Consider the following 23,534-nt stretch of genomic DNA (forward strand, 5'->3'; position numbering starts at 1 on the left):
TCAACTTACGGATCTCGCGCTTGACCCCGGCCAGCCCGACCATCGCCTCCAACCGCGCGAGCAGCACGTCCGCCGAAGCCCCACCGGACCCCTCCCCGGTCGCCGGCGCCGCCGCGGGCTTCTTCGCGGCCTCGGGTTCTGGCTTCGCCTCGGGCGCTTCCGCGGGCGTCGGCTCGGTGACCTGCGTGGTCGTCCCGCCGCGCGGCCTGCCGTCCAGCCTGTCCGGCCTCTGGTTGCGCTCGCTGACCAGGTCGGTCACGTCCATTTCCGCGCCGTCGCCGGCGATGACGCCCGCGCCGCGGTTGTCCACCACCGTGCAGGTGCGGAGGGTGAGCCGGCCGCCCCCCTCCACGCTCACCCCGGCGAGCCCGCTGCCGCTGATCGTCGTCCCGTCCAGCACGACGCGGGCGCCGGAGCCGAGCCCCGCACCGATCTTCTCCGCACCGGTGATCCGGCCCCGGACGACCGTGACGTCCGCGTGCGCGACGAGGGACAGGCCGTTGGTGCCCGCCCCCTTGATCTCGCAGTCCTCCAGCAGCGCGACGCCCTTCTCGACGACCACGCCGGTCCGCTGCGGCGACTCCATCCTGACCCGCCGCGCGGTGAGCGTGCCGCCGGTCGCCACCCACAGCGCGTCGGCGCCCGCGTCCTCGATCAGGCAGTCCTCCGCGACCGCCCTGCCCTTCTCCAGGACGATCAGGGACGACTGGCCCGAGCCGTGGAACGCGCAGTTGCGGACCGCCGCGTCCGCGCGGTCGTCCACCCGGATCCCGGCGCTCGTCGGGCCGCTGATCGTGCACTGCTCGATCAGCGGGCGCGACCCCTCGGTCACCCAGATGCCGTGGCCGCCCGCGTCGCTGATCCGGCACTCCCGGAGGGTCACCGTGCTGCCGCTGCGGATCGCGATCGCGTTGCCTTCCGTCCCGCCGACCGCGGTGCCCTCCATGACCCCGGACGAGGCGCTGTACACGACCGCGCCGTCCTGCACCTGGCAGTCCTTCAGCGCCAGCTGCGCGCCGCGGGACGCGCGCACGGCCAGGTCGGAGCGGGTCGTGAACTCGCAGTGCTCCGCGAGGACGCTGCCTTCCGCGAGTTCGAGCGCGAGGCCCTCGGCGCTCCAGTTGCGGACGATGAGTCCCTGAAGCGTCACCTTCCCGGTGACCTCGACCGTCGCGTCCGTGGCGCCGTCCAGCGTGACCGAGCCCGGTCCGCCCACGGCCGTCATGACGAAGTCGCCCGTACTGCGGAACCCGGTGTTGGGATACAACCCCGGCTCGATCAGGATGTGCCGCCCGGCCGCGGCGTACGGCAGCGGCGCTTGAAGTGCCTCAAGCACCGTCCGATACGCCCGGGGGGAGGAGTGTGACACGACCAGACGCTGCAACGGGCCTCCTCACGAATCACCGTTCATGGTGCCATGAGGTGAGGTGTGCCCGCCTCGCTCAGCGGACCCCGCGCGGTCTGAACTGGACGCTGATCCGGGGGCCCGCCACGCGGGCGCTCTTCGGGATCGCGTGCTCCCATGTCCGCTGGCAGCTCCCGCCCATGACGATGAGGTCGCCGTGCCCGAGGTCGCGGCGGATCGCCGGCCCGCCGCCGCGCGGGCGGAGCAGCAGGCTCCTCGGGGTGCCGACCGACAGGATCGCCACCATCGTGTCGTGCGTGGCGCCGCGCCCGATGGTGTCGCCGTGCCACGCCACACTGTCGCGCCCGTCCCGGTAGAGGCAGAGACCGGCCGTCCGGAACGGCTCGCCGAGTTCCTCGGCGTAATGCTCGTCGAGCGCCGCCTTCGCCTCGTCCAGGACGGGATCGGGCAGGGCGGCCTCCTCGTCGTAGAACGCCAGGAGGCGCGGGACGTCCACCACCTTGTCGTACATGCGCCGCCGCTCGGCGCGCCACGGGACGGACGTGAGCAACCGCTCGAACAGCGCGTCCGCGTTGGGAATCCATCCGGGCAGGACGTCCACCCAGGCGCCGTGCTCCAGCAGCGTCCGCCGCGCCGCGCGCAGAGACCGCGGACCGCTCTCGTCCGTGCCGTCCAGCAACGACCCTTGGAACATCCCCCCACTGTATCCAGCGAGTCAAACACATGTTCGATCACGGCGGTCCGCGGGACCGGGTCAGCGGCGGAAGATCACCGTCAGGACGCGCAGCGAGAGGACCGAGCAGACGACCAGGCCGCAGTAGCCGAAGAACTGGAAGAGGGGCACGTCCCGGGTCATCGCGGGGCCGTCCTTCAGGCCCAGCAGCATCACCGCCATCACCCCGGCGGTCGACGCGAGGATGGTGAGCAGGACCTGCTGGAGGAGGCCGGTGACCGTGCGGCGGTCCGACTCGTCGGCGAACAGGCGGACGTTCAGGCTGAGGCGGCCCGCCTCCGCCGCGGCGGTGATGCGGTCCAGGCGGTGGGGGAGGCGGCGCAGCATCGGCAGCAGGTTGAGCAGTTCGTCGTTCGCGGCCTTGCGCAGCGAGCCGGGCTGGAGCCGTTCCCGCAGGTAGGACTCGCCGAACGCGTGCGCCTCGGCGACGATGCCGAAGCCGGGCGCGAGCTCGCTCAGGCCGCCCTCCAGCGTCGCGAGCGCCCGGAACACCGCCGCGATCTCGGCCGGGACGGCCAGGTCGAACCTCGCGACCAGGCGGAACAGGTCGGTGAACAGCGCCATGTCCGGATTGGTCCCCGGACCGAGGTGGCGGGCCATGAAGGCGCCGAGCGCGCGGGCGAGGCCCTGCTCGTCCAGTTCGTCCGGGCGGGCCACGACCTCCAGGAACGCGTCCGTCACCGCGACCGCGTCGCCCCGGTTCATGGCGATGAGCATGCGCTGGAGGCAGCCGCGCAGTTCGGTGTCGAGCCGTCCGACGGAGCCGAAGTCGATCAGGCCGAGGCGGCCGTCGTCGAGCAGGAGGATGTTGCCGGGGTGCGGGTCGGCGTGGAAGACGCCGTCCAGGACGATCTGGCGCAGCACCGTGTCGAGGAGGGTGCGCGCGAGGGCGGTCCGGTCCCGGCCGGCGGAGTCGATGCGCGGGCCGGCCTTGCGGAGCGCGACGCCGTCCAGGTGCTGCATGACGAGGACGCGGCTCGTGCAGAGGTCGTCGTGGGGACGGGGGATGACGACGTCGCCGTTGCGGGCGGTGGCCGCGACCGAGGCCATGTTGCGGGCCTCGACGCGGAAGTCGAGTTCCTCGCGCAGCGCGGCCGCGAAGCCGTGCGCGAGGTCGACGACGCCGAACGACCTGGCCCATCCGGCGCGGTCGTGGAGCGTCCGGGCCAGGCGGCCCACGATGTCGAGGTCGCGCTCGACCACCGCGCGGACGCCCGGCCGCTGGATCTTGACGACGACGTCCTCGCCGGACCGGAGGGTGGCCCGGTGCACCTGCGCGATGGACGCGGCGGCGAGGGGCGTCCGGTCGAAGGCGGCGAAGACGTCGTCCGGGTCGCCGAGCTCCTCGCGAAGGGCGCGCTCGATCTGCGGCCACGGGACGGGGGCGGCGCCGTCCTGGAGCCGCCCCAGTTCCTGGACGAACTCCGGCGGCAGGACGTCCCGCCGTGTCGACAGGACCTGGCCGAGCTTCACGAACACGACGCCGCCCTGTTCGAGTGCGTGCGTGAACGAGCGCGCGGTGTGTGCGCTCGGGCGGGCGCGGCCGCGCAGGTAGGGCCCGAGGCCGTGGCGCAGGAAGATGAACGAGATGCGCCGGTAGCGGCGGGTGCGCGCGAGCCGCGACCGCGCGTTGCCGAACCAGTGGAGCGGGGACGGCACCGTCCCGGTGGGGACGAACGCCTGCCACAGCACCAGGATCGTCATCGAGACGAGGAGGGCGCACGCGAAGCCGAGGCAGACGAAGAGCGCCAGCGGCCCGGGATCCTGGTTCGCGCTCAGGTCGCCGATCAGCGTGCTGATGATCGGGCTCGCTCCCGCCTGCCCGACCGCGCCCGCCACGAGCGTCCGGAACAGGGGGAACCGGGCGTCGAGCAGTCTCCTCGCCCCGTACGCCATGACCCAGGTGTTGATCGCCGTTCCGATGAGGAAAGCGATGACCGTCGCTGAACTGCCCATCTCTGCCGCCCGCGGAATCGTCCTGCTACGTCCCGGGGGACGCTACGGAGCGCTGGGGCGGCGATCTTCCCGCCGGAGGGGGAGCCGCTCGTCCTGACGGGGGATCAGAACTCGCCGAGCAGATCCCTGAGGAAGGTCGTGGTGCGGGCGGGGCGGGCCGCGCGGATGCCCAGCAGGTCCATGATCTTCTGGTAGCGGACGGCCTCCTGGCCCTCGGGGTAGCGGGCGCCGGTCAGCTGCTCCAGGTAGACCATGTCCTCCAGGTCGTGCTCGGCGAACCGCACGATCGTGATCGGCCCGCCCAGCGCCAGGTGCCCGCCCGCCGCGAACGGCAGGACCTGCACCTTCACGTTGGCCATGCCCTCCGACACCGCGATCAGGTGCTCGACCTGGCCGCGCATCGTCCCCGGCCCCCCGATCGGCCTCCGCAGCGCCGCCTCGTCGATCACCGCCCACAGCGTGGTCGCCCCGGTCGCGCGGTGCAGGACCTCCTGCCGCCGCATCCGGAGGGCGAGGCGCCGTTCGAGGCCGTCATAGGCCGCGTCGTGGTGTTCCAGGCCGATGACGGCGCGCGCGTAGTCGTGCGTTTGCAGAAGGCCGGGGATGTATTGCACCTCGTATGTGCGAATTGTCGCCGCCGACTGTTCCAGGCCGAGATACTGCTCGAACCAGCCCGGCACGATATCGCCATGGCCCTGCCACCAGCCGGGCTCCCTGGCCTCCCGGACGAGTTGGACGAAGCCATTCCGCTCGTCCTCGGCCTCGACGCCGTAGAGGGTGAGCAGGTCGAGGACGTCGCGGACCTTGAAGCCGTGCCGTCCGAGCTCCAGCCTGCTCATCTTGGACGCCGAGCCGCGGATCACCTCGCCGGCCTCCGCCCGGCTGAGACCGCTCTCCTCGCGCATCCGCCTCAACCGCGCTCCGAGCTGCATGCGCAACGCGGTGGGACTCGCCAGCCGATTGTCAAGCACCAGGTCTCCAGCGTTCCGTACGTGGTCCGGCAACTATCTCGGAGGGTCTCACAGGCAATGCTGAACGCGCAGGAAACCCCTCGACAGAGATACGTATCCGGCGCAGCCGCTTTACAAATCCCGCCATTGTGTTGAACTCGCGGGCGGGAGCGTTCCAGCAGCGGTCACCGCCGCGGGACGAGCAGGTCCAGATCGGCGCGCGTGACCCGGGCGTCTCCGGCGATCCGGTCGCGATCCGTGCCCGCGCCCTCCACGACCTCCAGCGCGCGGGTCAGCATCGTCGGCTGCTCCAGCGGACGGGCCGGGCCCGGCTCCTGGCGCCGCCAGCCGCGCGAGCTCAGCGCGCTCATCGCGTTGCGGTAGACGGACTCCGTCATGATCCCGAGCGTGCGGGCCCGGTAGAGCAGCGCCGCCATGCTGACGCCCCAGGACGCCTTCAGCTCCGCCAGCCGGTCCCAGTCGGGGCCCGCGGGCAGCTCGCCGGCGATGTCGGCCTCCGGCATGAGGAACTCCGCCGCGAACCGGTGCGCCTGGTCCTCGACGATCTTCTCGCCGGGCTCGGCGTCGGCGTGCATCACCAGGTGCCCCAGCTCGTGGGCCGCGTCGAACCGGTTGCGCCAGTAGTCGCCCTTGGCGGGGTTGAAGAACACCATGGGCCTCGGGTGGAGGCCGACGCTGAACGCGTCCACCCGCTCGGCCGCCCGCGGCAGCACGAGGACGATCACGCCGTGGGACTCCAGCAGCCGGACGACGTGCGGCACCGGCCCGGCCCGCTCGACCAGCGCCTTCCTGGTCAGCCTGGCCGCCTCGGCGGGCCCGGGGCCGGCGATCTCCTCCGGCGAGACCGGGTACTCGGGGAGGTCGACCTCGGGCAGGTCGACGAGCCGTTCGAGGACGGCGACGACGTCGGTGGCGATCCGCCCGTAGGCGAGCGCCTGGTCACGCTCGATCTGCGTCGTCGACCGGAGCGACCGGAAATGGGCCCCGTCCATGGAGACCGGGCTGCGGCCGCTCTGGAAGAACGCGACGGGCACGCCCAGCGCGATCGCCAGCCGCCGCACCGTCGGCTCCTCGGGCCTCTGCACGCCCGCCTCGTACTGCCCGATCGCCTTCGGCGTCGTCCCCACGGCCTGCGCGAGCTGGTTCTTGCGCAGGCCCCTGAGCCGCCGGGCGAGCGTCAGCCGCTCGCAGTCGAACAGCACCCCGCGCCACCTTCTGCTAGGCCGTCTTCGTCTCCCCGCGGAGCCGCATCGGGACGTCGTCCTCCCGGTCGTCCCACAGCGGCATCGTCCGCTCGACGAGCTTACGACGTGGATCGGGCCCGATGGTGTCGTCCAGGGGTCTGACCCAGTGCCAGGCGGTGCCGCCGTCGGCGTTCCACCGGGGGCGGCCCAGGAAGAGCTCCATCTCCAGCGGCGCCTCGGTGGCGCTGTGCGCGAGCACCAGCGTCACGACCCCGGGCGTGTCGCGGGCCTCGATGCCCAGCGGGAGGACGAGCTGCGGGTCCTCGACGTAGGTCTGCCGGGCCACGGCCTGCTTGGTGGGGCTGTCGCGGTCCCACCGGATGCCCCTGACGTTCCCGAACTCGTGGCGCTTGAGAAGGACGCGGTACGGCCCGTACCGCCAGCCGGGGGAGCCGTTCAGGTCGTCGCGGACGACCTGCGGTTCTGCCTCGAAGACCCGGTCGATCTGCGACGCGAGCGCGTCGAAGGCGCCGACCCCGTACGTCCGCTCCGTGAAGCCCGCCGCCCGGCTCAGCCCGCCGAAGACGGCCAGCGTCGCCTCGCGGTGGGCCTCCCGCAGGGCGTGCAGGAAGCCCGCCGCCAAGAGCTCGTCCCAAGCGTCCCTGTCCTCAGCCACGTCCCGACCATAGCCAGAGCCGCCGACATTACGAGCAGCCCTCGAACTCGGGGACCTCGCGGACGAGCGCGAGCCCGCTCTCGCCGAACCACTTGTCCAGCAGGCGGCCGGCCGTCCCGTCCTCGTACATCGTCGTGATGGCCCGGTTCACCGCCTCGCACCCGTCCGCGTCGTCCTTGCGCATCCCGACCCCGTACCGCTCGTCGGAGAAAGGCGCGTTGACGATTCTCCGGTCCGGGGCCGCGAACCCGGCGAGGACCAGGTCGCCGGTGGAGATGGCCTCCACGGCCCCGGACCGCGGCTTCGCCGCGCAGTCGCTGTAGGACGAGCCCGGGACGAGCCTTGCCTTGACCCCGACCACGATGACGTCCTGGCTGTTGCCGCCCGCGCCCAAGTCGCCAAATGGCCTGATGGCCGCCGAGGCGGTATGCCTTCGGCGGCCATCGGGCCCGTTTCTCGGAAGTCAGCCGTGGACTCGGTGCGTGCCCTGCGCCAGGCGGCCGGTGGCGACTCGCTTACCCCGGAGCGTGACGACGCCCATCATGAGGAGCCAGTAGCTGAGAATGGCGCCCAGGGAGGCGGTGGTGCCCCAGCCGTTGGCGGCGTAGAAGAACGACGGCTCGTTGCCGAAGAAGAGCGAGGGAATGAAGGCGAAGTTGACCGCGGCCAGCACGTAGGCGGACCTCCCGGTCCAGCGCGGCAGCGCGCCGGTCTTCGTCACCGCGTACCCCAGTGCGACCAGGAAGAACCCCAGCAGCATGCGACCGATGGACCCGTACAGGATGTAGGTCCCGCTGACAGAGATGGTCGGGTCGATCGGCCGGTCGGCGGCGATGACGGCCCCGGCCTCAAGCCCGCTGGAGATGAGGGTGACGAGAACGTAGGAGATCCCGGCGGCGAAGGCGAAGTTCCCTGCCCATTCGTACCGCGGGTCGACGCTCTTGACGAACTCGCGGAAACCCGTCACGAAGAGGAGCAGGAATCCGAGGGCCAGGATTCCGAGGAGAAGGCGGGAGAGGACGTTGGAGTCCGGCGGCGGGCCCGAGTAGACGAAGTACAGCGGGACCTCGACGATGAGGGCGACGGCGGCGGCGAGGCCCGTCCATCCGGTGAAGCGCCGGGCGAGAACTGTGTCCACGAGACTGCCTTTCTCAGGGGGCGAGTGCGAATCTGCGTCTGCGGAACACTTTGCCGGGCGGGGCACGGCCTGTCCGTGGGCGTGCCCCCCATATCGCGGTAGGGGTATGCCTACCTTCTGGGCGCCCGCCTCACTTCGCCTTGCGGCTCCTCCGCTCCCGGCTGCTCTTCACGGGCGCGGCCTTTCCGTCGGCGACGAGCCGCTCGTGCTGCTGCCATCCCTGCAGCCACTTCCACCCGGAGCCGAGCGCCGCGGTCATCGCGGCCACCATGAACGTCGTCACCTGCGTCTCATCGAGGTGAGCCCCGGGCACGAGCTGCGCCACGACTCCGGCGAGCCAGCCCGCCGCCACGGCGAACACGGGCGTGAACAACGCGACTCCGCGTCCGAGCCAGGACGCCTCCCCGCCCCGCCTTTCGGCGATCTCAGCCGTTTCCGACGGGACGTCCTCAACCGAACTGTCCACCACAGGACCACTCTCCATGACGAGCGGAAGGACGCCCCGCCGCCGCGCCCTCCAAGCGAATCCGACCGCCTCAGAGTGCCGCGCCGAACGCGCGTCCGTCCCCGGAACCCGCCAACATCCCCGAAACCCACCGATACCGGCGTGGGCGGCTCAGAGCGCCAGGTATTCGTGGACCGAGCGGACGGCCGTGGCGCCCTCGCCGACCGCCGAGGCGACCCGCTTGATCGAGTCCTTCCGCACGTCTCCCGCGGCGAAGACGCCGGGCATGCTCGTCTCCAGCGGCATCGGGTCCCGGTCGAGGGGCCAGCGGGGCGGGTCCTCGTCGTAGATCTCGCGCCCCGTGAGCAGGTAGCCGTGCTCGTCGCCGGCGATGCCGTCCGGGAGCCACCGCGTGTGCGGCTCCCCTCCGATCATGATGAAGAGCGCGGCGGCCGGCACGCGCTCGGTGGTGCCCGCGGCCCGGTCGGCGAGCGTCAGGAACCGCAGGCGTTCGCCGCCGCCGCACCCGACCACCTCGGTCCGCCGGCGGACGACGATGTTCGGCGTCGACTCGATGGCGCGCACCAGGTAGGTCGACGCCGACTTCGCCAGGCCGTCGCCCCGGACGACCAGCGTGACCGTGCGAGCGTGCTTGGCCAGGTGCAGCGCGCCCTGGCCCGCCGAGTTCGCGGCGCCCACGATGAAGACGTCCTGGCCCCGCATCGCGCGGCTCTCGCCCACGGCCATGCCGTAGAACACGCCGGCGCCGACGAGGGCCTCCAGGCCGGGGACGCCGAGCCGCCGCCAGTCGACGCCCGTGGAGATCAACACCGCGCGGGCGCTGACCTCGGAGCCGTCCACCATGCGGACCACCCGCCGGTCGCCGCGGCTCTCGAGGCCGACCGCCTGCTGGGCGAAGACGATGTGCGCGCCCATCAGCCACGCCTGCTCGCAGGTCCGCTCCATCAGGTAGCCGCCGGCGATGCCGTGGGGGAATCCCGGATAGTTCCTGATCATCGGGCTCGTCCCGGCCTGCCCGCCCGAGAAGGCCCGCTCCAGCAGCACGGTGTCGAGTCCCTCGGACGCCGCGTACACGGCCGCCGTCAGCCCGGCCGACCCGGCGCCGACGATGGCGACGTCGCAGACCTCCAGGTCGTTCACGACGCTGACACCGATCGCGCGCGCGAGATCGGGGATCTGCGGGTCCACGTACGCCCGGCCGTCGTAGCGGACCACCACCGGCAGCCGTGACGCGTCGACGCCGGCCTCCCGCAGCAGCCGCCGCCCGGTCTCCCCGCCGGGCGGGTGGACCACGAACGGCAGGTTGAAGCGCGCCATCACGTCGCGCAGCCGCAGCATCCGGGGGTCGTCCAGTTCGGCGACGACGCGGAACAGTTCGAACGTCGGTTCCTGCTCCTCCGTCCACGAGGACAGGAACTCGCTCACCGCGCGGTGCATCGTCTCGTCGTTCGTCCACGGCCGGACGAGGTGGTAGTCGGCGTACCCGAGGGCGAGCGCCTGGACGGCCGGGCTGGTCGAGGTGTAATCGCGGTCCACCATCAGCACGCGCCTGGCATTGGGATAGATCTCATGCGCGCGCGGAAGGACGTCGCCGCAGGCGTCGTCCACCATCAGCAGTGCGACGGCTTCCTTCGCGCGCGCCATCTCCCTCAGCGCGTCGCATGCTTCCTCGGGCGAACCCGCGCCCTGCACGGTGAACGCCTCGCCGAGCCGTCGCGTGAGGTCGGTGAGCAGTACACGCCGCGAACCAGCGTCGTGATCTACCACGAGTATGACCGGTGCCATCACCTCTACCAGCGTAATCGCCGCCGGCGGGCCGGCACGGCGCCCGTGGGCGGCCGGCCGCGGGGCGACCTTCGGAGACCGGGGTCCGCCCCCAGGGACACCGGTGCCCGTATCCCTTACCGGGCACTGGAATCCGGGCGCTCGGGACTTGGCGGACCCTGCCCGGTCCGCCGGCGCCGGTCCGGCGGGTACCGGTCGACGGGGCCCGACCTTTTGCCCGAAGTTTGGTCCGGCCGGAGAGGCGCGCCTCTTCCCGCCGGCCCGGCCCACTGGGTAGAACGTGTTCTTGTGTTTTCCGGGTGGAGCCAGCAGGCTGGGCGCATGGATCTGGTTGCGCTGGAAGAGATTCGGCGGCTCAAGTACCGGTACCTGCGGTGCGTCGACCTGAAGCTGTGGGACGAGTTCGCCGACGTGTTCACCGAGGACGCGGTGGCGGAGTACGACACTCCCGTGCTCGGAAGAACGCTCAGGCTGGAGGGGCGGGACGCGATCGTCGAGTACATGCGGTCCAACCTCGGCCCGGACAAGATCAGCGCCCATACGGCCGGATGCCCGGAGATCGACCTCGACGGGGACCGGGCGACGGGGATCTGGTCGCTGGACGACACGATCATCCTCCCGGGGGACCGGCTGCTCATCCGGGGCGCCGCCTTCTACCACGACGTCTACCGGCGGGACGGCGACGGATGGCGGGTCGAGAGGACCGGGCACCGGCGGACCTACGAGTACATGGTGTCGCTGGACGACGCGCCGAGCCTGAAGTTCACCACCTCCCATTGAGCGGGACCCGGGCGTTGCCCCCTCCTTAGAACGCGTTCTAATCTGCGTTCCGCCAGAGCACGGCCTCGCGCCCGCGATCCGAGGAGAGCCCGGTGGCCACCGACCCAGCCGAAGGCAGCACCGACCGCCCGGGCGCCGCGACGCGCTCGTTCGCCGACGCGGTCGTGGAGGCGGAGCGGATCATCCGCGCCGCGCCGCACGTCGAGACCGACCAGGACCTCGCCGAGGGCCTCGACTACCTGGCGGGCAGCATCAAGGCGTCGCTGCACATGGTGGGCGCCTACCAGCAGGACTATCCGTTCTTCGCGTCGTCCACCGGGCCGTACACCAAGCTCGGCCTCGACAATCCCGACACGCTGTACTTCCACGCCTACATTCGGGACGACGCCGAATACGTCGTGACCGGCCGCCGGGGCACGACCGCCGACCTCAGCTTCCAGATCATGAACGGCGACTACTCGCCGGCGAAGTCGCCCGACAGCCTCACCGCGTTCGACGACCGCGAGCTGGACGTCGCGAAGGACGGCACGTTCCAGCTGCGGTTCGGCCCGCCGAAGGAGGGCGCCGGGCCCGGGTACGTCGCGCTCGCCCCCGGCTCCGCGATGCTCATCGTGCGCGAGGTCTTCAGCGACTGGGAGAGCGAGCGACCGGGGGAGATCCGCATTCACCGGGCGGACACGCTCGGGACCTCTCCGCTGCCCGTCCCGTCCGAGCGGATGGCCAGGCGGTACGAGATAGCGGGCAGGATGCTGGTGTCCCGGATCCGCACCTTCCTGGCCTTCCCCGAATGGCACTACCTGCAGCTGCCGGTCAACACGATGACCGAGCCGCGGCCCACGCCCGGCGGGCTGGCGACGCAGTTCTCGTCCGTCGGCCACTACGACCTGGACGACGACGAGGTGATGATCATCACCGCCCCGGCCGCCGACCGTGAGGTGGCGCCCTACCAGGGCTTCCAGCTCGGAAGCATGTGGTACGTCTCGCTCGACTACATCAACCACCAGACGAGCCTCACCGCCGATCAGGCCCGCGTGGACGAGGACGGCATGATCCGGTACGTCGTCAGCGAGCGCGACCCCGGGCTCGCCAACTGGATCGAGCGGACCGGGCACCGCCGCGGCTACCTGCAGTTCCGCTGGCAGCACCTCACCCGGGACCTCAAGCCGGAGGACGGGCCGAGCGTCGAGGTCGTGCCGCTGGAGGACCTGCCGCGCGTCCTGCCCTTCCACGAGGCCCAGCGCGTCGGGAAGCGGGAATGGACGGAGCGGATCGCCGCCCGCCAGACCGCCGTCGCGAAGAGGATGCTCGGCTGATGGGCGCGGGACTGCTGGACGGCAAGGTCGTCGTCGTCTCCGGCGTGGGCCCGGGGCTCGGCCGGGGGCTCGCGCTCCAGTGCGCCGGGGCGGGGGCCGACGTCGTGCTCGCCGCGCGCAACGAGGAGCGGCTCGCCGAGGTCGCCAAGGAGGTCGAGGAACTCGGACGGCGGGCCGCGACCGTCCCGACCGACATCCGGGACGCGGCGGCCTGCGAGCGGCTGGCCGAGGCCGCGCGGGAGGCGTTCGGCCGGGTGGACGGCCTGGTCAACAACGCCTTCGCCACCCCGCCGCTGACCGATCTGACGAAGGTCGACCTCGACGCGGTGCGGGCGGGCTTCGAGACCAACGTCCTCGCCGCGCTCCACCTGACCAGGGTGTTCGTCCCGGCGCTGGAGGAGTCCCGCGGCTCCGTCGTCATGATCAACTCGGCGGTGCTGCGGCATTCCCGGCGGACGTTCGGCGCCTACAAGATGGCCAAGGCGGCGCTGCTGGCGATGGCGCAGAACCTGGCCACCGAGCTCGGGCCGCGCGGGATCCGCGTCAACACGATCGCGCCCGGTTACATCTGGGCGCCCAACCTCAAGTGGTACTTCCACCACCTCGCCGAGAAGCGCGGCGTGACGGCGCAGCAGGTCTACGACGAGAACGCCGCGACGACGGACCTGCGGAAGCTGCCCGAGCCCGACGAGGTCGCCGACGCCGCCGTGTTCATGCTGTCGCCGCTGGCCCGCGCCGTCACCGGCCAGTGCCTGGACGTCAACTCCGGCGAGTGGCACCACTAGGGAGGGCGGACCGATGACGAACGGTCGCGACAGCGTGGGGACCGTCGAGGACCTGCACGCCTCGGCCAGGAAGATCACCGGAACGGACGACTTCGGCGGCGACGAGTACCTCGACGGCCTGGAGGTGCTGCTGGAGTCGCTGGCAGGGGACGCCGGCCTCACCCCGCTCGGCAACAGGGCGCAGCGCGGGATGCTGCGCGGCGCCCTGGCCGCCCGGCAGTTCTCCGAGACGGCCTGGCGGCGGCACCCCGGACACGCGGACGTCGCCGTCGAGCGGCCGATCTTCGTGACCGGCCTTCCCCGCACCGGGACCACGGCGCTGCACCGGCTGCTGACCGCCGACCCCGCGCACCAGGGACTCGACCTGTGGCTGGCCGAGGTGCCGCAGCCGCGCCCGCCGCGCGAGACCTGGGCCGACGATCCGGTCTTCCAGGCGATCGACGCCGGGTACCGGCGGCACCACGTGGAGAACCCCGAGTTCATGGGCGTCCACTACATCTCGGCGGACTCGGTCGAGGAGTGCTGGCAGCTGCTCCGCCAGAGCATGCTGTCGATCTCGTTCGAGTGCCTGGCGCACCTGCCGGCCTACTCTTCCTGGCTCGCCGGGCAGGACTGGACGGACGCCTACCGCAGGCACCGGCGCAACCTCCAGCTCATCGGTATGAACGACCCCGGCCGGCGCTGGGTGCTGAAGAACCCCAGCCACCTGTTCGCGCTGGACGCGCTGCTGGAGGTCTACCCCGACGCGCTGATCGTCCAGACGCACCGCGCGCCGCGCACCGCGATGGCGTCCATGTGCAGCCTCGCCGCGCACGTCACCGCCGGCTGGTCGGACGTGTTCACCGGCGCCACGATCGGCCGCGACCAGCTCGACCTGTGGAGCCGGGGCCTCGACCGGTTCCGCGCCGAACGGGAGCGGCACGACCCCGCGCGGTTCGCGGACGTCCACTACGACGACTTCGTCCGCGACCCGGTCGGCACGGTCGAGTCCGTCTACGCGCGGTTCGGGCTGCCGCTCACCGACGACGCCCGCGCCGCCATGACGAGGCTCCACGGCGAGAGCTCCACCGGCGCCGCGAAACCCGCCCACCGGTACTCGCTCGCGGACTTCGGCCTCACCCCGGAGCAGGTCGACGAGCGCTTCGCCGACTACGCCGCCGGACTCCGGTGATCCGCGAACCCGCCTGACGGCGCGGGCGTCTCCGCGTCTCAGCGGGTCGGCTCGGGCGCGCGCCGCGGAACCGGCGGCGCCGGAGACGTCCGGGCCGCCCGGTCCGGTCCGGGCATGAGCAGGCCGGCCAGGGCTCCGGCCAGCGACAGCGCGCCCGTGAGGGTGAGCGCGGGTCCGAAGCCGTCGGAGAAGGTCTCCGCGGTCCCGTAGCCGCCCTCGGCGGTGAACACGGCGGCGGCGACCGCCACACCGAGCACCGCGGCGAGCTGCCGCAGGGCGTTGAAGACGCCGGACGCCTTGCCGATCTCCCGCGCCGCGACGGAGTTGATGACCGCGGTCTGCGCGGCGGGCATCGCCATGCTGATCCCCGCCCCCGCGATGACCATGGGCGCGATCAGCTCCGGATAGGCCGTCGAAGGCCCGGCGGTGAGGCCGATCCATCCCATCCCGACGCCCTGCATGGCCAGTCCGGCGGCGGTGAGGGGCCGGGCCCCGACCCGGTTCACCAGCGCCCCCGCGGCGGGTGCCACCACGGTCACGGTCGCCGTCCACGGAACGAGCTGGAGCCCGGCGGTCATCGGCCCGGCGCCGAGGACCGTCTGGAGGAACTGGGCCATGAAGAACAGCGAGCCGTACAGCGCCGCGTACATGAGGAGCCCGGCGGCGTTGCCCGCGGAGAAGCCGCGCGAGCGCAGCAGCCGCATCGGCACCATCGGCTCCCGGACGCGCAGCTCCCAGGCGACGAAGGCCGCCAGCAGCAGGGCCCCGGCCGCGAGCGCGCCCTCCACCTCGACGGCGTCCCAGCCGGAGCCGCCGGCGCGGATCAGGCCCCAGACCAGCCCGAGCGCGCCGCCCGTCACCAGCAGGACGCCGCCGAGGTCGAAGGAGGCCCCGCCGCCCCGGCTCTCCGGGACGTACCTGAGCACCAGCGGGACGACCGCCAGCCCGATCGGCACGTTGAGCCAGAAAATCCACTGCCAGGCCAGCCCATCGGTGACGATCCCGCCGACAACGGGCCCGGCCACCACCGCCAGACCGGTGATCCCGGCGAAGACGCCGAGGGCCCGGGCGCGCCGCTCGGGCGGGAACCCGGCGCTCAGCAGCGCCATCGCCAGCGGCATCACCAGCGCGGACCCGCACCCCTGGACGGCGCGGGCGGCGATCAGCCAGCCGATGCCGGGCGCCGCCGCGCAGGCCGCCGAGGCCGCCGTGAACAGGCCGAGCCCGCTCACGAACATCCGCCGGCGCCCGAAGCGGTCGCCCAGTGCGGCGCCGGTCATCAGCAGGACGGCGAAACTGAGGCCGTAGGCGTTCACGGTCCATTCGAGCTGTTCCATGGTGGCGGCCAGGTCAAGCCGGATCCTGGCCAGCGCGGTCGTCACCACCGTCGCGTCCAGCGCCACCATCAGCGACGCCGTCGCGGTCAGGCCGAGCAGCCTGCCGCTTGTCCTCTGCGCCATGCGCGTTCCCTCCGGGTCGTTGGGCGAGGTTCGCCATCGCCTGTACAAACCGGCCGCGCTGGCGGTATTCAGCGGGCGGAAGCCGACGATTCCGGCCCCGGCCTCCGGTCAGTACATGGGGAGGTGCGTCCTGTGAAGACCGATGAGAGAGATGCCCGGCCCGAGGAGTTCGGACGGTTGACGGACCCGTACCGGCGGGAGCTGCTGGCCTACTGCTACCGGATGCTCGGTTCCGTCCACGACGCCGAGGACCTGGTCCAGGAGGTGTACCTGCGCGCGTGGCGGTCGTATGCGGCCTTCGACGGCCGGGCGTCGCTGCGCACGTGGCTGTACCGGATCGCGACGAACGCCTGCCTGAACGCCCTGGAGCACAGCAGCCGGCGGGTGCTGCCGTCCGGTCTCGCGTCGCCGGCCGACGGCGTGCCGCCGCCCGGGTCGCGCGCCCCGGAGGTGCCCTGGCTGGAGCCCCTGCCCGACCGGCTCGTCGGCGGCGCGCCGCGGGACCCGGCGGCGGTCGTCGCCGAGCGGGCCGGCCTGCGGCTGGCGCTGATCGCGGCGTTGCAGTACCTGCCGGCCAGGCAGCGGGCCGTGCTGGTCCTGCGGGACGTGCTCGGATGGCCCGCCGCCGAGGTCGCCGGAATGCTCGGGATGACCGGTGCGGGGGTCAACAGCACGCTGCTGCGCGCCCGGTCCCGCCTGGAGCGGCTCGTCCCCGCCAGCGACGAGATCACCGAGCCGGACGAGCCGGGACGCCGCGAGCTGCTCGACCGGTTCGCCAGGGCCTTCGAGACGGTCGACATCCCCGCGCTCACCCGGCTGCTCACCGAGCAGGCGGCCTGGGAGATGCCGCCCGTCCCGCACTGGTTCAGCGGCCGGGAGGCCATCGGCCGGCTGCTCGCCGCCCGGCTGCCCTCCGGCCGCGACCACAACCTGCTCGTGCCCGTCCACGCCAACGGCCAGCCCGCCTTCGCCGCCTACCTGCGCGGCGAGGACGGCGTTCTGCACGCGCATTCCATCATGGTCATCACCCCCACTCATTCCGGAATCGCACACATTTCGAGTTTTATGGACCCGGCCCTTTTCGACGACTTCGACCTTCCCCGGGTCCCCATGTGATCGTGCCCGCTCCGTCCGCCGCCTCCCGCTTTTACGGGACGCGGCGGACGGGTAGGTCACGGGGCGATAACCGCAGGTGCTCTTTGGGGGACGAGCCCGATGACGAAAGCACTGCCGCCCACCAGCCGGAATCGTGCGAGCCTGGCGTACCGGCTGCGGTACGCCGCCCAGAACCCGGAGAAGATCGGCACATATATGTTACGAGTGGCGCGAGATCTGAGATTCCGGGCCTCCAGCCGTGATCACGTCGCCTATTACCGGGCCGTCATGAAGGCGGACGCGGCCAGGAGCCCGGAAGCCGCCGTCGGCAGCCCGACCCGCGAACGCTGGCTCGCCCTCGGCCAGCTTCAGTTCGACTACCTGCTCCGGCACGGTCTCAAGCCGGACGACCGCCTCCTGGAGATCGGCTGCGGCAACCTGCGCGCCGGCTGGCGGTTCATCGACTACCTCGACGCCGGCAACTACCACGGCATCGACATCTCGCCCGACATCCTGCTCGCCGCGCAGCACACCCTCGTCCGCAACGACCTCCGCGAGAAACTGCCGCACCTGACGCTGGTCGGCGACCTGAAACTGCGCTTCCTCCCGGCGCGGCATTTCACGGTGGTCCACGCGCACAGCGTCTTCAGCCACTCGCCGCTGGAGGTCATCGACGAATGCCTCGCGAACGTGGGGCGCGTCCTGGCCCCCGGCGGATTCTTCGACTTCACCTTCGACCGCACCGAGGGAACCGAGCACCACGTCCTGCGCGAGGACTTCTACTACCGCACCGAGACCCTGACGTCCCTGGCCGAAAGGCACGGCTTCACCGCCCGCCTCATGGACGACTGGGAGGAGCTCCCGCACGGCCAATCCAAGATCCGGGTGACCCGGTGAGGTGGCCCGGGAGCCGCGGCGCCGCCCGTGCGGAGGTTCCCGCGGCTTTACGTCCGCGAGGGTTTGCTCCGCTCCGCCCCGAGGGATCTTCGGCAGGTCGGGGTGACGTCAGATCGGGGAGACGATGAACTTCGCTCGGACCGCGCGCGCCGTGCTCGCCACGGCCGCGCCGGTGCTGCTGGCGAGCGCGCTCCTGGCCGGTTGCGGCGACGACCCCACCGGGACGGACGTGTCGCCCGCGGCCGGGGTGGCCGGGCAGGTCGGGCAGGTCGGCATCCGCAACCTCTTCGTCCTCGGCGGCGAGGAGGGGCGGGCGATCGCGCGGGGCGGATCGGCGCCCGTCTACCTCACCATGGTCAACTCGCCCAGCGACGTCGAGAGCCTCAACGCGTCCGGGAGCCCGGCCCCCCGCACCGGGACCGACACGCTGACGTCGGTCTCCTCGCCCCAGGCCGCGTCCGCCGAGATCGTCGGCGGGACCATCAGCCTCCCGGCGGGCCGGGACGTCCAGATCGGACCCGCGCCGAAGATCATCTTGCGCGGGCTCAGGAAGCCCCTGCAGTCCGGCGAGCTCGTCCCGCTCACCCTGCGTTTCCAGCACGCCGGCAGCGGGTCCCTGAACGCCCCGATCCAGGCCCGCCAGGGCGACCTGCAGAGCTTCTCCCCGGCGCCCTGACGCCGTGACCCGTCCGACACCCCGCGCCCCGCATCATCCGGGCGCGGAAGGGAAGGCAGAAGCGGTGTGGGATCCCCCCAGGCCTCCGTCGCCGAGCAACGCCCCCGGAGGCTCCGCACGGCCGATCTGAGGACCATGATTCTCTTCACCAACGCCAAGGCCGGCACGCACGACGCCCAGACCTTGGACAGGGTCGCCGCGCTGCTCCGGGACGCCGGGCGGGAGGTCACCGTCTGCCCGTGCGTCGCGCCCGACGACCTCGACGAGGCGCTGGACAGGGACCGCAAGGCGGTCGTCGTGGCCGCAGGCGGGGACGGTTCCATCAACCGCCTGGTCAGCACCCTGCACCGGCGCGGCGAGCTCGACCGGGCGGTCGGGCTGCTGCCGATGGGCACCGGAAACGACCTCGCCCGCAACCTCGGCATCCCGCTCGACCCCGACGAGGCCGTCCGCCTCCTGCTGGACGGCGGGCACCGCGAGCTGGACCTGATCGTCGACGAGGACGACCGCGTCACGCTCAACGCCGTGCACGTGGGCATCGGCGCCTCGGCCGCGGAGAGCGCGACGCGCTTCAAGAAAAGGCTCAAGGCCGCCGCGTTCCCGCTGGGAGCGATCATCGCGGGCCTGCGCCACTCCGGATGGCGGCAGCGGGTCGAGGCGGACGGCGAACTCGTCGCCGAGGGCAAGTTCCTGATGGTCGCGCTCAGCAACGCGCCCGGCATCGCCGGCGGCTCCGCCCAGCTGGCGGCGGACGCGCATCCGGGGGACGGGAAGCTGGAACTGGTCGTCTCCGCCGCCACCGGCCCCTTCGCGCGCGTCGCCTACGCCCTGCGCCTGCGCGACGGCAGCCACCGCTACCGGGACGACGTCCTGCACACCACCGCCCGCAAGGTCACGATCAGCGGACAGGAGTTCCGGAGCAACAGCGACGGCGAGGTGTCCGGCCCCTACACAAGCCGTACCTGGACCCTGCACCCCGGTGCCTGGCGGCTGATCGCCCCGCCCAGGCCCGCCTGAGGGAGCCCCGCCGCCGGAACCGCCGCCGGAACGGTCAGGCGGTGGTCTCCTGGCGCGGCCGGACGGGTACGAGAGGGTGCAGTTCGTGCGTGCCGGGCCGCACGATCGCGTACGAGCTCTCCGGCACCTCCGTCCACGCGCCCTCCAGATGCTGGATCGGCTCGGACACGACGAACCGCGCGTCCGTCCCGAGCCGCTGGAGGACGTCCATCCCGGGATAGAGCCTGCGCAGCTGAGCGATGTCGGTGGAGTAGAACAGCGACCTCGTGCGCCCCAGGCTGGAGTAGCGGAACACCCAGATCGATTCACCCGCGCTCGTGGCCACCGTCATCTGCAGCGGATCGGGCACTCCGCGGCGCCGCCCGAGGTCCTCGACGAGGCCGACGGTGCGGGCGACGGCACCCGGCGGATCGTCCATCAGGCCGAACGTGAGCGCCAGGTAGAACAGGGCCTCGGAGTCGGTCGTGCCCTCGATCTCGGGGTAGAGCGACGGGTCGACCGCGAGCATGACGTCCCGCTTCAGCCTGGGGAAGTCCGCGATGGCCCCGTTGTGCATCCACAGCCACCGCCCGTGCCGGAACGGATGGCAGTTGCTGCGCTGCACCGCGGCGCCGGTCGAGGCCCTGACGTGCGCGAACAGCAGCCGGGAGCGGATCTCCCGGCTGATCTCGCGCAGGTTCGGGTCGTTCCAGGCGGGAAGGACGCTCTTGTACACGCCCGGGACCCGCCTCTCCCCGAACCAGCCGAGGCCGAAGCCGTCCCCGTTCGTGGTCTCCACTCCCAGCCGGGCGTGCAGGCTCTGGTTGATCAGGGAATGGGCCGGCCGGAAGAGCAGGGCCTCCGCCGGGGCGGGGTCCCCGGAGTAGGCCATCCACCTGCACATCGCCACCCACCTCGCATCGACTCGCCGCTGCGGCGACCGGGAGCCCGCCCCGAGATCCGGCCAGGACCAAACCCCCTTTTCTCCCTCCCTACCCGATGAGGCCCGCCGGCCACCCGCACGGGAGGACTCCCCGGGCCCCCGGCGCCCGGGGGCGGGCCCGGATGCGCGGCACCGCGGGCACGTGCTGCCGGTGTGCCCGCGGTGCGATGCGCTCAGGGAGAGGGAACGGTCAGAAGACGAAGCAGTCCGCGTACCGGGTCTCCCGGCTGGGCGCGGCGGGCACCAGACCGCCCGCGTTGCGGGTGACCTGGGCCGCTTCGGTCGAGTGCGGGGTGGTGCTCCGGCAGGACGTCGGCGAGCTGTGGCCGGACATCAGGTAGTCGCAGCGTCCGTTGCGGTTGTCGGGCAGGCCGAGGGCGTGGCCGAGCTCGTGCGCGGCGATCCTCGGCGGGTAGAAGCCGTCGGCGACCGCCTCGCGCCCCATGTAGATGGTGGCGCGGCCGAAGCCGTTCATGTAGGTGCGGGGCCAGCCGTTGTCGGCGTACACCTTGACGGTGGCCTGCGCACCGGTCGCGGCCCTGAGCTGGATCGCCGGCACGGCCGCGTTCCAGGCGGCGGCGCCCTGGTCGACGGCCGCCTTGAACTCCTGCGCGGCACTGGCGTCGTAGTAGATCGTGCGGACCGCGGCCGGGGCCGCGGCCGACGCCGGCTCGACGACCAGCGCGGGCGCCAGGAAGGACAGCCCGAGCGTGACGGCCAGCGCTGCCATGATCTTGCGAAGGGACATGGGGGACTCCTACGGGGGTGGGGGAGCGGGGGTCAGCGGCCTATCTGCTGGTTGATCCACGACAGGTACGGCGCGATGCCGGTGTAGAGCGTGGTGGTGGCGCACTCGCCCATGTTGTCGCCGGGCCCGTGGGTCTCGCCGACGAGCGTCCAGTTGCCGCGGGTGCCGACGACCGCCGGGCCACCGGAGTCGCCGTGGCAGGCCGAGTGCGTCCGGTCGCCCGAGACGCACACGTCGTTCGCGGTGCCGCCGCCGGCCGCGCACCGGCTGCCGGCCAGGACCGTCAGGTCGATCTCCTGGAGGACGGAGGCCGTCCTGCAGCTCGGCCAGCTCATGCAGCCGAAGCCGAGCAGCCGCACGGGGGTGCCCGCGGCGGGGTTGGACTGCGCCATCCTCACCGGAGCCGACTGGGCGGGGGCGGACAGGTGCATCAGCGTGAGGTCGGTACCGGACCGGGTGGTGCGCCGGTCGATCTGGCGGACCTCGCCACCGGAGTTCTTGTAGGTCGAACCGATCCGGGCCTGCGACGCCGCGCCGCAGTGGTTCGCCGTGACGATCCACTGGGCCGCGACCAGGCTGCCGCCGCAGCCGTTGCTCAGCGACACCATCCAGGAGTAGGTCTCGGTGGCGTTGTGGCCGCCGATGATCGGCACACCGCCCTCACCGGCGGGCTCGGCGGCGTTCGCGGACGTCACACCGCACATCGCGAGTGCGAGGGCGCAGGCGACCAGCGTCGCCTGCAGCAGTCTGCGCATGACGGTTCTCCAATCGGGAGGTTCATGCCGCCGGGGCCGTCCTGCTCCGCGCACGGAGCGGGTGGCGCGACCCGGAACGGCGGGTTCGCTCGGAGTGCGAAGGCCCGTCCCGGGCCCTCCGGTGCGGCCGTCGTCTTTCACGGCCCTCGACTTTGTGAATGGTCGGGCATGGCGATGGTGAGCCATGTGGTCCTGGGAGCTGCTCATCATCGGCTCCGTCGCGGAGCACCGCCCCGCAAAAGGGGGTCCTGTCCATGCGCCGGCGTTGGTTTTTTCGCGGGGACCACAGCTACGGGAGAGTAGTTGAGGGAAACGGGCCCCCTCTAGCAGGTGAAAAGCACTAGATATTCAATGTGTATTTCGAAAGGCTTAGAAAGCCGTCGGTTCCAGCGCGTGCACCTGGTGTTCACCGAGCGCGCCCCCTCGGCTGCGGGGGCTGGAAGCCTGATCCGGCCGGCGCGGTCAAGCGCACTTCCGTTGACGGTCGCGGTGAGTAAAAGAACAATTCCCTACATTGCCTTTCAAGGCGGACCGAATCCTTTGCCTTTTTACTCCCTCTCTCCGCCTTCTCTACCCGCATTTTGCTTTGTGCATGGGTAACTATTCACGACACGGAATACCGACTGCCGAGTGCTCGCCACAAAATGTGGTGTTCCGTATTAGTCGGTCAAGTCGCCCGCGCCCAACACGACGAAAGGAGAGAAGGTTGAATTACGGAGAAGAGCTGCGACGCGAGATCATGTCGGAAGGGACCACCCCGCTGATCGGGGTTTTCGACATGTTCTCGGCCTCCGTCGCCGCGCAGCACTACAACGGACTGTTCGTGTCCGGCTTCGGCTTCGCGGCCTCGCACTACGGCCTTCCTGATATCGGCTTCATCGCCTGGCCCGACATCGTCGCGTTCGTGCAGCGGCTGCGACTCGCCTTCCCCCGGCGGCACCTGCTCGTGGACATCGACGACGGCTACGTGGATCCCGAGGTCGCCTGCCACGTGATCGAGCAACTGGAGCTGATCGGCGCCTCCGGCGTGATCCTGGAGGACCAGCAGCGGCCGCGGCGCTGCGGGCACGTGGAAGGCAAGCGGATCCTGCCGCTGCAGGACTACCTCGACAAGCTCGACATGGTCCTGCGGACCCGGCGCGATCTCGTCGTGGTCGCCCGCACCGACGCCGGCGAGGAGGACGAGGTCCTGGCCCGCGCCGAGGCGCTGGCGCGGACCGACGCGGACGTCGTCCTGGTCGACGGCGTCCGGAGCGTCGAGCAGATCCGCCGGGTCCGGACGGTGATCGGCGACAAGCCGCTGCTGTTCAACCAGATCGCGGGCGGCAAGTCGCCGCGCATCTCGCTGCCGGAGCTGACCGAGCTCGGGGTGAAGGTCGCGATCTACAGCACCCCGTGCCTGTTCGCCGCCCAGAGCGCCATGGAGGAGGCGATCGTCCGGCTCAAGCGCGACGACGGCCGCCTGCCCGAGCACACCGCGGGCAGCGTCGGGGTCCGGGAGTCGCTGGCCCTGCTGGAGCGCAACATCAGCCGCAACCACTCCAAGCCGGAACTGGCGGGCCTCCTCGCCTGACCCCTCCGGCGGCCGATGGCGGCACGTCACCAGAAGCAGAGGGCCCATGCGCACCATCTCCGCGACG

General features: G+C 71.8%; 23 protein-coding genes. 9 read left to right on the forward strand and 14 right to left on the reverse strand.

All coding sequences use genetic code 11. The annotated features are described in order from the left end of the window. From CHC11_RS38850 to CHC11_RS38895, 10 genes are all read right to left on the reverse strand, one after another. Positions 1-1,336, reverse strand: a 1,336-nt coding sequence (locus tag CHC11_RS38850) for a right-handed parallel beta-helix repeat-containing protein (RefSeq protein WP_179279229.1), incomplete at its 3' end; no start/stop codon positions are given. Positions 1,337-1,442: 106 nt separating this feature from the next. Further along, positions 1,443-2,060, reverse strand: coding sequence for an alpha-ketoglutarate-dependent dioxygenase AlkB (locus CHC11_RS38855; protein WP_089316910.1), 618 nt, complete (start codon positions 2,058-2,060; stop codon positions 1,443-1,445). Positions 2,061-2,120: 60 nt separating this feature from the next. Then, entirely contained in the window at positions 2,121-4,055 is a 1,935-nt protein-coding gene (locus tag CHC11_RS38860; protein WP_089316911.1) for an ABC1 kinase family protein, read from the reverse strand. A 104-nt stretch (positions 4,056-4,159) separates the two neighbouring features. Next, positions 4,160-5,026, reverse strand: a complete 867-nt coding sequence (locus CHC11_RS38865) for a helix-turn-helix domain-containing protein (protein ID WP_245920292.1) — start codon at positions 5,024-5,026, stop codon at positions 4,160-4,162. A 164-nt stretch (positions 5,027-5,190) separates the two neighbouring features. Then, positions 5,191-6,228 (reverse strand): XRE family transcriptional regulator, encoded by a 1,038-nt coding sequence (locus CHC11_RS38870; protein ID WP_089316913.1) that lies wholly within the window; start codon positions 6,226-6,228, stop codon positions 5,191-5,193. A gap of 16 nt (positions 6,229-6,244) precedes the next feature. After that, the gene (locus CHC11_RS38875) at positions 6,245-6,886 is read right to left on the reverse strand and encodes a hypothetical protein (RefSeq protein WP_089316914.1); all 642 of its coding nucleotides are present in this window, start codon (positions 6,884-6,886) and stop codon (positions 6,245-6,247) included. Positions 6,887-6,914: 28 nt separating this feature from the next. Further along, on the reverse strand, positions 6,915-7,247 hold the full coding sequence (locus tag CHC11_RS38880; RefSeq protein ID WP_342750037.1) for a transporter substrate-binding domain-containing protein: 333 nt from the start codon (positions 7,245-7,247) through the stop codon (positions 6,915-6,917). A 102-nt stretch (positions 7,248-7,349) separates the two neighbouring features. Beyond that, positions 7,350-8,024 carry a hypothetical protein gene (locus tag CHC11_RS38885; RefSeq protein WP_089316916.1) on the reverse strand — a complete coding sequence of 225 codons (675 nt, stop codon included), beginning with the start codon at positions 8,022-8,024 and terminating at the stop codon, positions 7,350-7,352. A 130-nt stretch (positions 8,025-8,154) separates the two neighbouring features. Further along, a complete protein-coding gene (locus CHC11_RS38890) occupies positions 8,155-8,490 on the reverse strand; it encodes a hypothetical protein (RefSeq protein WP_143227471.1) in 336 nt (111 codons plus the stop codon). Positions 8,491-8,640: 150 nt separating this feature from the next. Further along, positions 8,641-10,275, reverse strand: coding sequence for an NAD(P)/FAD-dependent oxidoreductase (locus CHC11_RS38895; protein WP_089316918.1), 1,635 nt, complete (start codon positions 10,273-10,275; stop codon positions 8,641-8,643). A 321-nt stretch (positions 10,276-10,596) separates the two neighbouring features. Between CHC11_RS38895 and CHC11_RS38900 the strand changes: the two genes are divergently transcribed. The 4 genes from CHC11_RS38900 (at position 10,597) to CHC11_RS38915 (ending at position 14,324) form a co-directional block, all read left to right on the forward strand. After that, positions 10,597-11,055 (forward strand): nuclear transport factor 2 family protein, encoded by a 459-nt coding sequence (locus CHC11_RS38900; protein ID WP_089316919.1) that lies wholly within the window; start codon positions 10,597-10,599, stop codon positions 11,053-11,055. Positions 11,056-11,147: 92 nt separating this feature from the next. Next, positions 11,148-12,368 (forward strand): hypothetical protein, encoded by a 1,221-nt coding sequence (locus tag CHC11_RS38905; RefSeq protein ID WP_089316920.1) that lies wholly within the window; start codon positions 11,148-11,150, stop codon positions 12,366-12,368. Next, positions 12,368-13,153 (forward strand): SDR family oxidoreductase, encoded by a 786-nt coding sequence (locus CHC11_RS38910; RefSeq protein ID WP_089316921.1) that lies wholly within the window; start codon positions 12,368-12,370, stop codon positions 13,151-13,153. The genes CHC11_RS38905 and CHC11_RS38910 overlap by 1 nt, the downstream gene beginning before the upstream one ends. Before the next feature lie 13 nt (positions 13,154-13,166). Beyond that, a complete protein-coding gene (locus tag CHC11_RS38915; RefSeq protein ID WP_089316922.1) occupies positions 13,167-14,324 on the forward strand; it encodes a sulfotransferase family protein in 1,158 nt (385 codons plus the stop codon). A gap of 38 nt (positions 14,325-14,362) precedes the next feature. Here the strand turns inward: CHC11_RS38915 and CHC11_RS38920 are convergent, their stop codons facing one another. Continuing rightward, a complete protein-coding gene (locus CHC11_RS38920; RefSeq protein WP_089316923.1) occupies positions 14,363-15,784 on the reverse strand; it encodes a DHA2 family efflux MFS transporter permease subunit in 1,422 nt (473 codons plus the stop codon). Between the two features lie 132 nt (positions 15,785-15,916). Here CHC11_RS38920 and CHC11_RS38925 point away from each other — a divergent pair, with 132 nt between their 5' ends. From CHC11_RS38925 to CHC11_RS38940, 4 genes are all read left to right on the forward strand, one after another. After that, a complete protein-coding gene (locus CHC11_RS38925) occupies positions 15,917-16,900 on the forward strand; it encodes a sigma-70 family RNA polymerase sigma factor (protein ID WP_089316924.1) in 984 nt (327 codons plus the stop codon). A gap of 99 nt (positions 16,901-16,999) precedes the next feature. After that, positions 17,000-17,776, forward strand: a complete 777-nt coding sequence (locus tag CHC11_RS38930; RefSeq protein WP_089316925.1) for a class I SAM-dependent methyltransferase — start codon at positions 17,000-17,002, stop codon at positions 17,774-17,776. Between the two features lie 124 nt (positions 17,777-17,900). Then, positions 17,901-18,452, forward strand: coding sequence for a copper chaperone PCu(A)C (locus tag CHC11_RS38935; RefSeq protein ID WP_089316926.1), 552 nt, complete (start codon positions 17,901-17,903; stop codon positions 18,450-18,452). 135 nt (positions 18,453-18,587) lie between these two features. After that, a complete protein-coding gene (locus tag CHC11_RS38940) occupies positions 18,588-19,469 on the forward strand; it encodes a diacylglycerol/lipid kinase family protein (RefSeq protein WP_143227472.1) in 882 nt (293 codons plus the stop codon). Between the two features lie 34 nt (positions 19,470-19,503). On the opposite strand, the gene CHC11_RS38945 is transcribed toward CHC11_RS38940, so the two are convergent. The 3 genes from CHC11_RS38945 to CHC11_RS38955 all read right to left on the reverse strand — a co-directional run bounded on the left by CHC11_RS38945 (position 19,504) and on the right by CHC11_RS38955 (position 21,894). Beyond that, the gene (locus tag CHC11_RS38945; protein ID WP_218826441.1) at positions 19,504-20,352 is read right to left on the reverse strand and encodes a class II glutamine amidotransferase; all 849 of its coding nucleotides are present in this window, start codon (positions 20,350-20,352) and stop codon (positions 19,504-19,506) included. 229 nt (positions 20,353-20,581) lie between these two features. Next, positions 20,582-21,139 (reverse strand): snapalysin family zinc-dependent metalloprotease, encoded by a 558-nt coding sequence (locus tag CHC11_RS38950; protein WP_089316929.1) that lies wholly within the window; start codon positions 21,137-21,139, stop codon positions 20,582-20,584. A gap of 32 nt (positions 21,140-21,171) precedes the next feature. Continuing rightward, positions 21,172-21,894: a S1 family peptidase gene (locus CHC11_RS38955; RefSeq protein WP_089316930.1), complete on the reverse strand. Its 723-nt coding sequence runs from the start codon at positions 21,892-21,894 to the stop codon at positions 21,172-21,174. A 706-nt stretch (positions 21,895-22,600) separates the two neighbouring features. On the opposite strand from CHC11_RS38955, the gene CHC11_RS38960 reads away from it, so the two are divergent. Then, the gene (locus CHC11_RS38960; protein WP_179279230.1) at positions 22,601-23,467 is read left to right on the forward strand and encodes an isocitrate lyase/PEP mutase family protein; all 867 of its coding nucleotides are present in this window, start codon (positions 22,601-22,603) and stop codon (positions 23,465-23,467) included. Positions 23,468-23,534 lie beyond the last annotated feature (67 nt).

Origin of the sequence: Actinomadura mexicana (genome assembly GCF_900188105.1) — a bacterium.
In the GTDB taxonomy this organism is placed as follows: domain Bacteria; phylum Actinomycetota; class Actinomycetes; order Streptosporangiales; family Streptosporangiaceae; genus Spirillospora; species Spirillospora mexicana.

Coding starts and splice junctions, on each gene's coding strand:
- CHC11_RS38915 (WP_089316922.1), top strand. CDS start 13,167: ATGACGAACGGTCGCGACAGCGTGGGGACCGTCGAGGACCTGCACGCC.
- CHC11_RS38855 (WP_089316910.1), bottom strand. CDS start 2,060: ATGTTCCAAGGGTCGTTGCTGGACGGCACGGACGAGAGCGGTCCGCGG.
- CHC11_RS38910 (WP_089316921.1), top strand. CDS start 12,368: ATGGGCGCGGGACTGCTGGACGGCAAGGTCGTCGTCGTCTCCGGCGTG.
- CHC11_RS38945 (WP_218826441.1), bottom strand. CDS start 20,352: ATGTGCAGGTGGATGGCCTACTCCGGGGACCCCGCCCCGGCGGAGGCC.
- CHC11_RS38955 (WP_089316930.1), bottom strand. CDS start 21,894: ATGCGCAGACTGCTGCAGGCGACGCTGGTCGCCTGCGCCCTCGCACTC.
- CHC11_RS38895 (WP_089316918.1), bottom strand. CDS start 10,275: ATGGCACCGGTCATACTCGTGGTAGATCACGACGCTGGTTCGCGGCGT.
- CHC11_RS38930 (WP_089316925.1), top strand. CDS start 17,000: ATGACGAAAGCACTGCCGCCCACCAGCCGGAATCGTGCGAGCCTGGCG.
- CHC11_RS38920 (WP_089316923.1), bottom strand. CDS start 15,784: ATGGCGCAGAGGACAAGCGGCAGGCTGCTCGGCCTGACCGCGACGGCG.
- CHC11_RS38950 (WP_089316929.1), bottom strand. CDS start 21,139: ATGTCCCTTCGCAAGATCATGGCAGCGCTGGCCGTCACGCTCGGGCTG.
- CHC11_RS38940 (WP_143227472.1), top strand. CDS start 18,588: ATGATTCTCTTCACCAACGCCAAGGCCGGCACGCACGACGCCCAGACC.
- CHC11_RS38860 (WP_089316911.1), bottom strand. CDS start 4,055: ATGGGCAGTTCAGCGACGGTCATCGCTTTCCTCATCGGAACGGCGATC.
- CHC11_RS38935 (WP_089316926.1), top strand. CDS start 17,901: ATGAACTTCGCTCGGACCGCGCGCGCCGTGCTCGCCACGGCCGCGCCG.
- CHC11_RS38900 (WP_089316919.1), top strand. CDS start 10,597: ATGGATCTGGTTGCGCTGGAAGAGATTCGGCGGCTCAAGTACCGGTAC.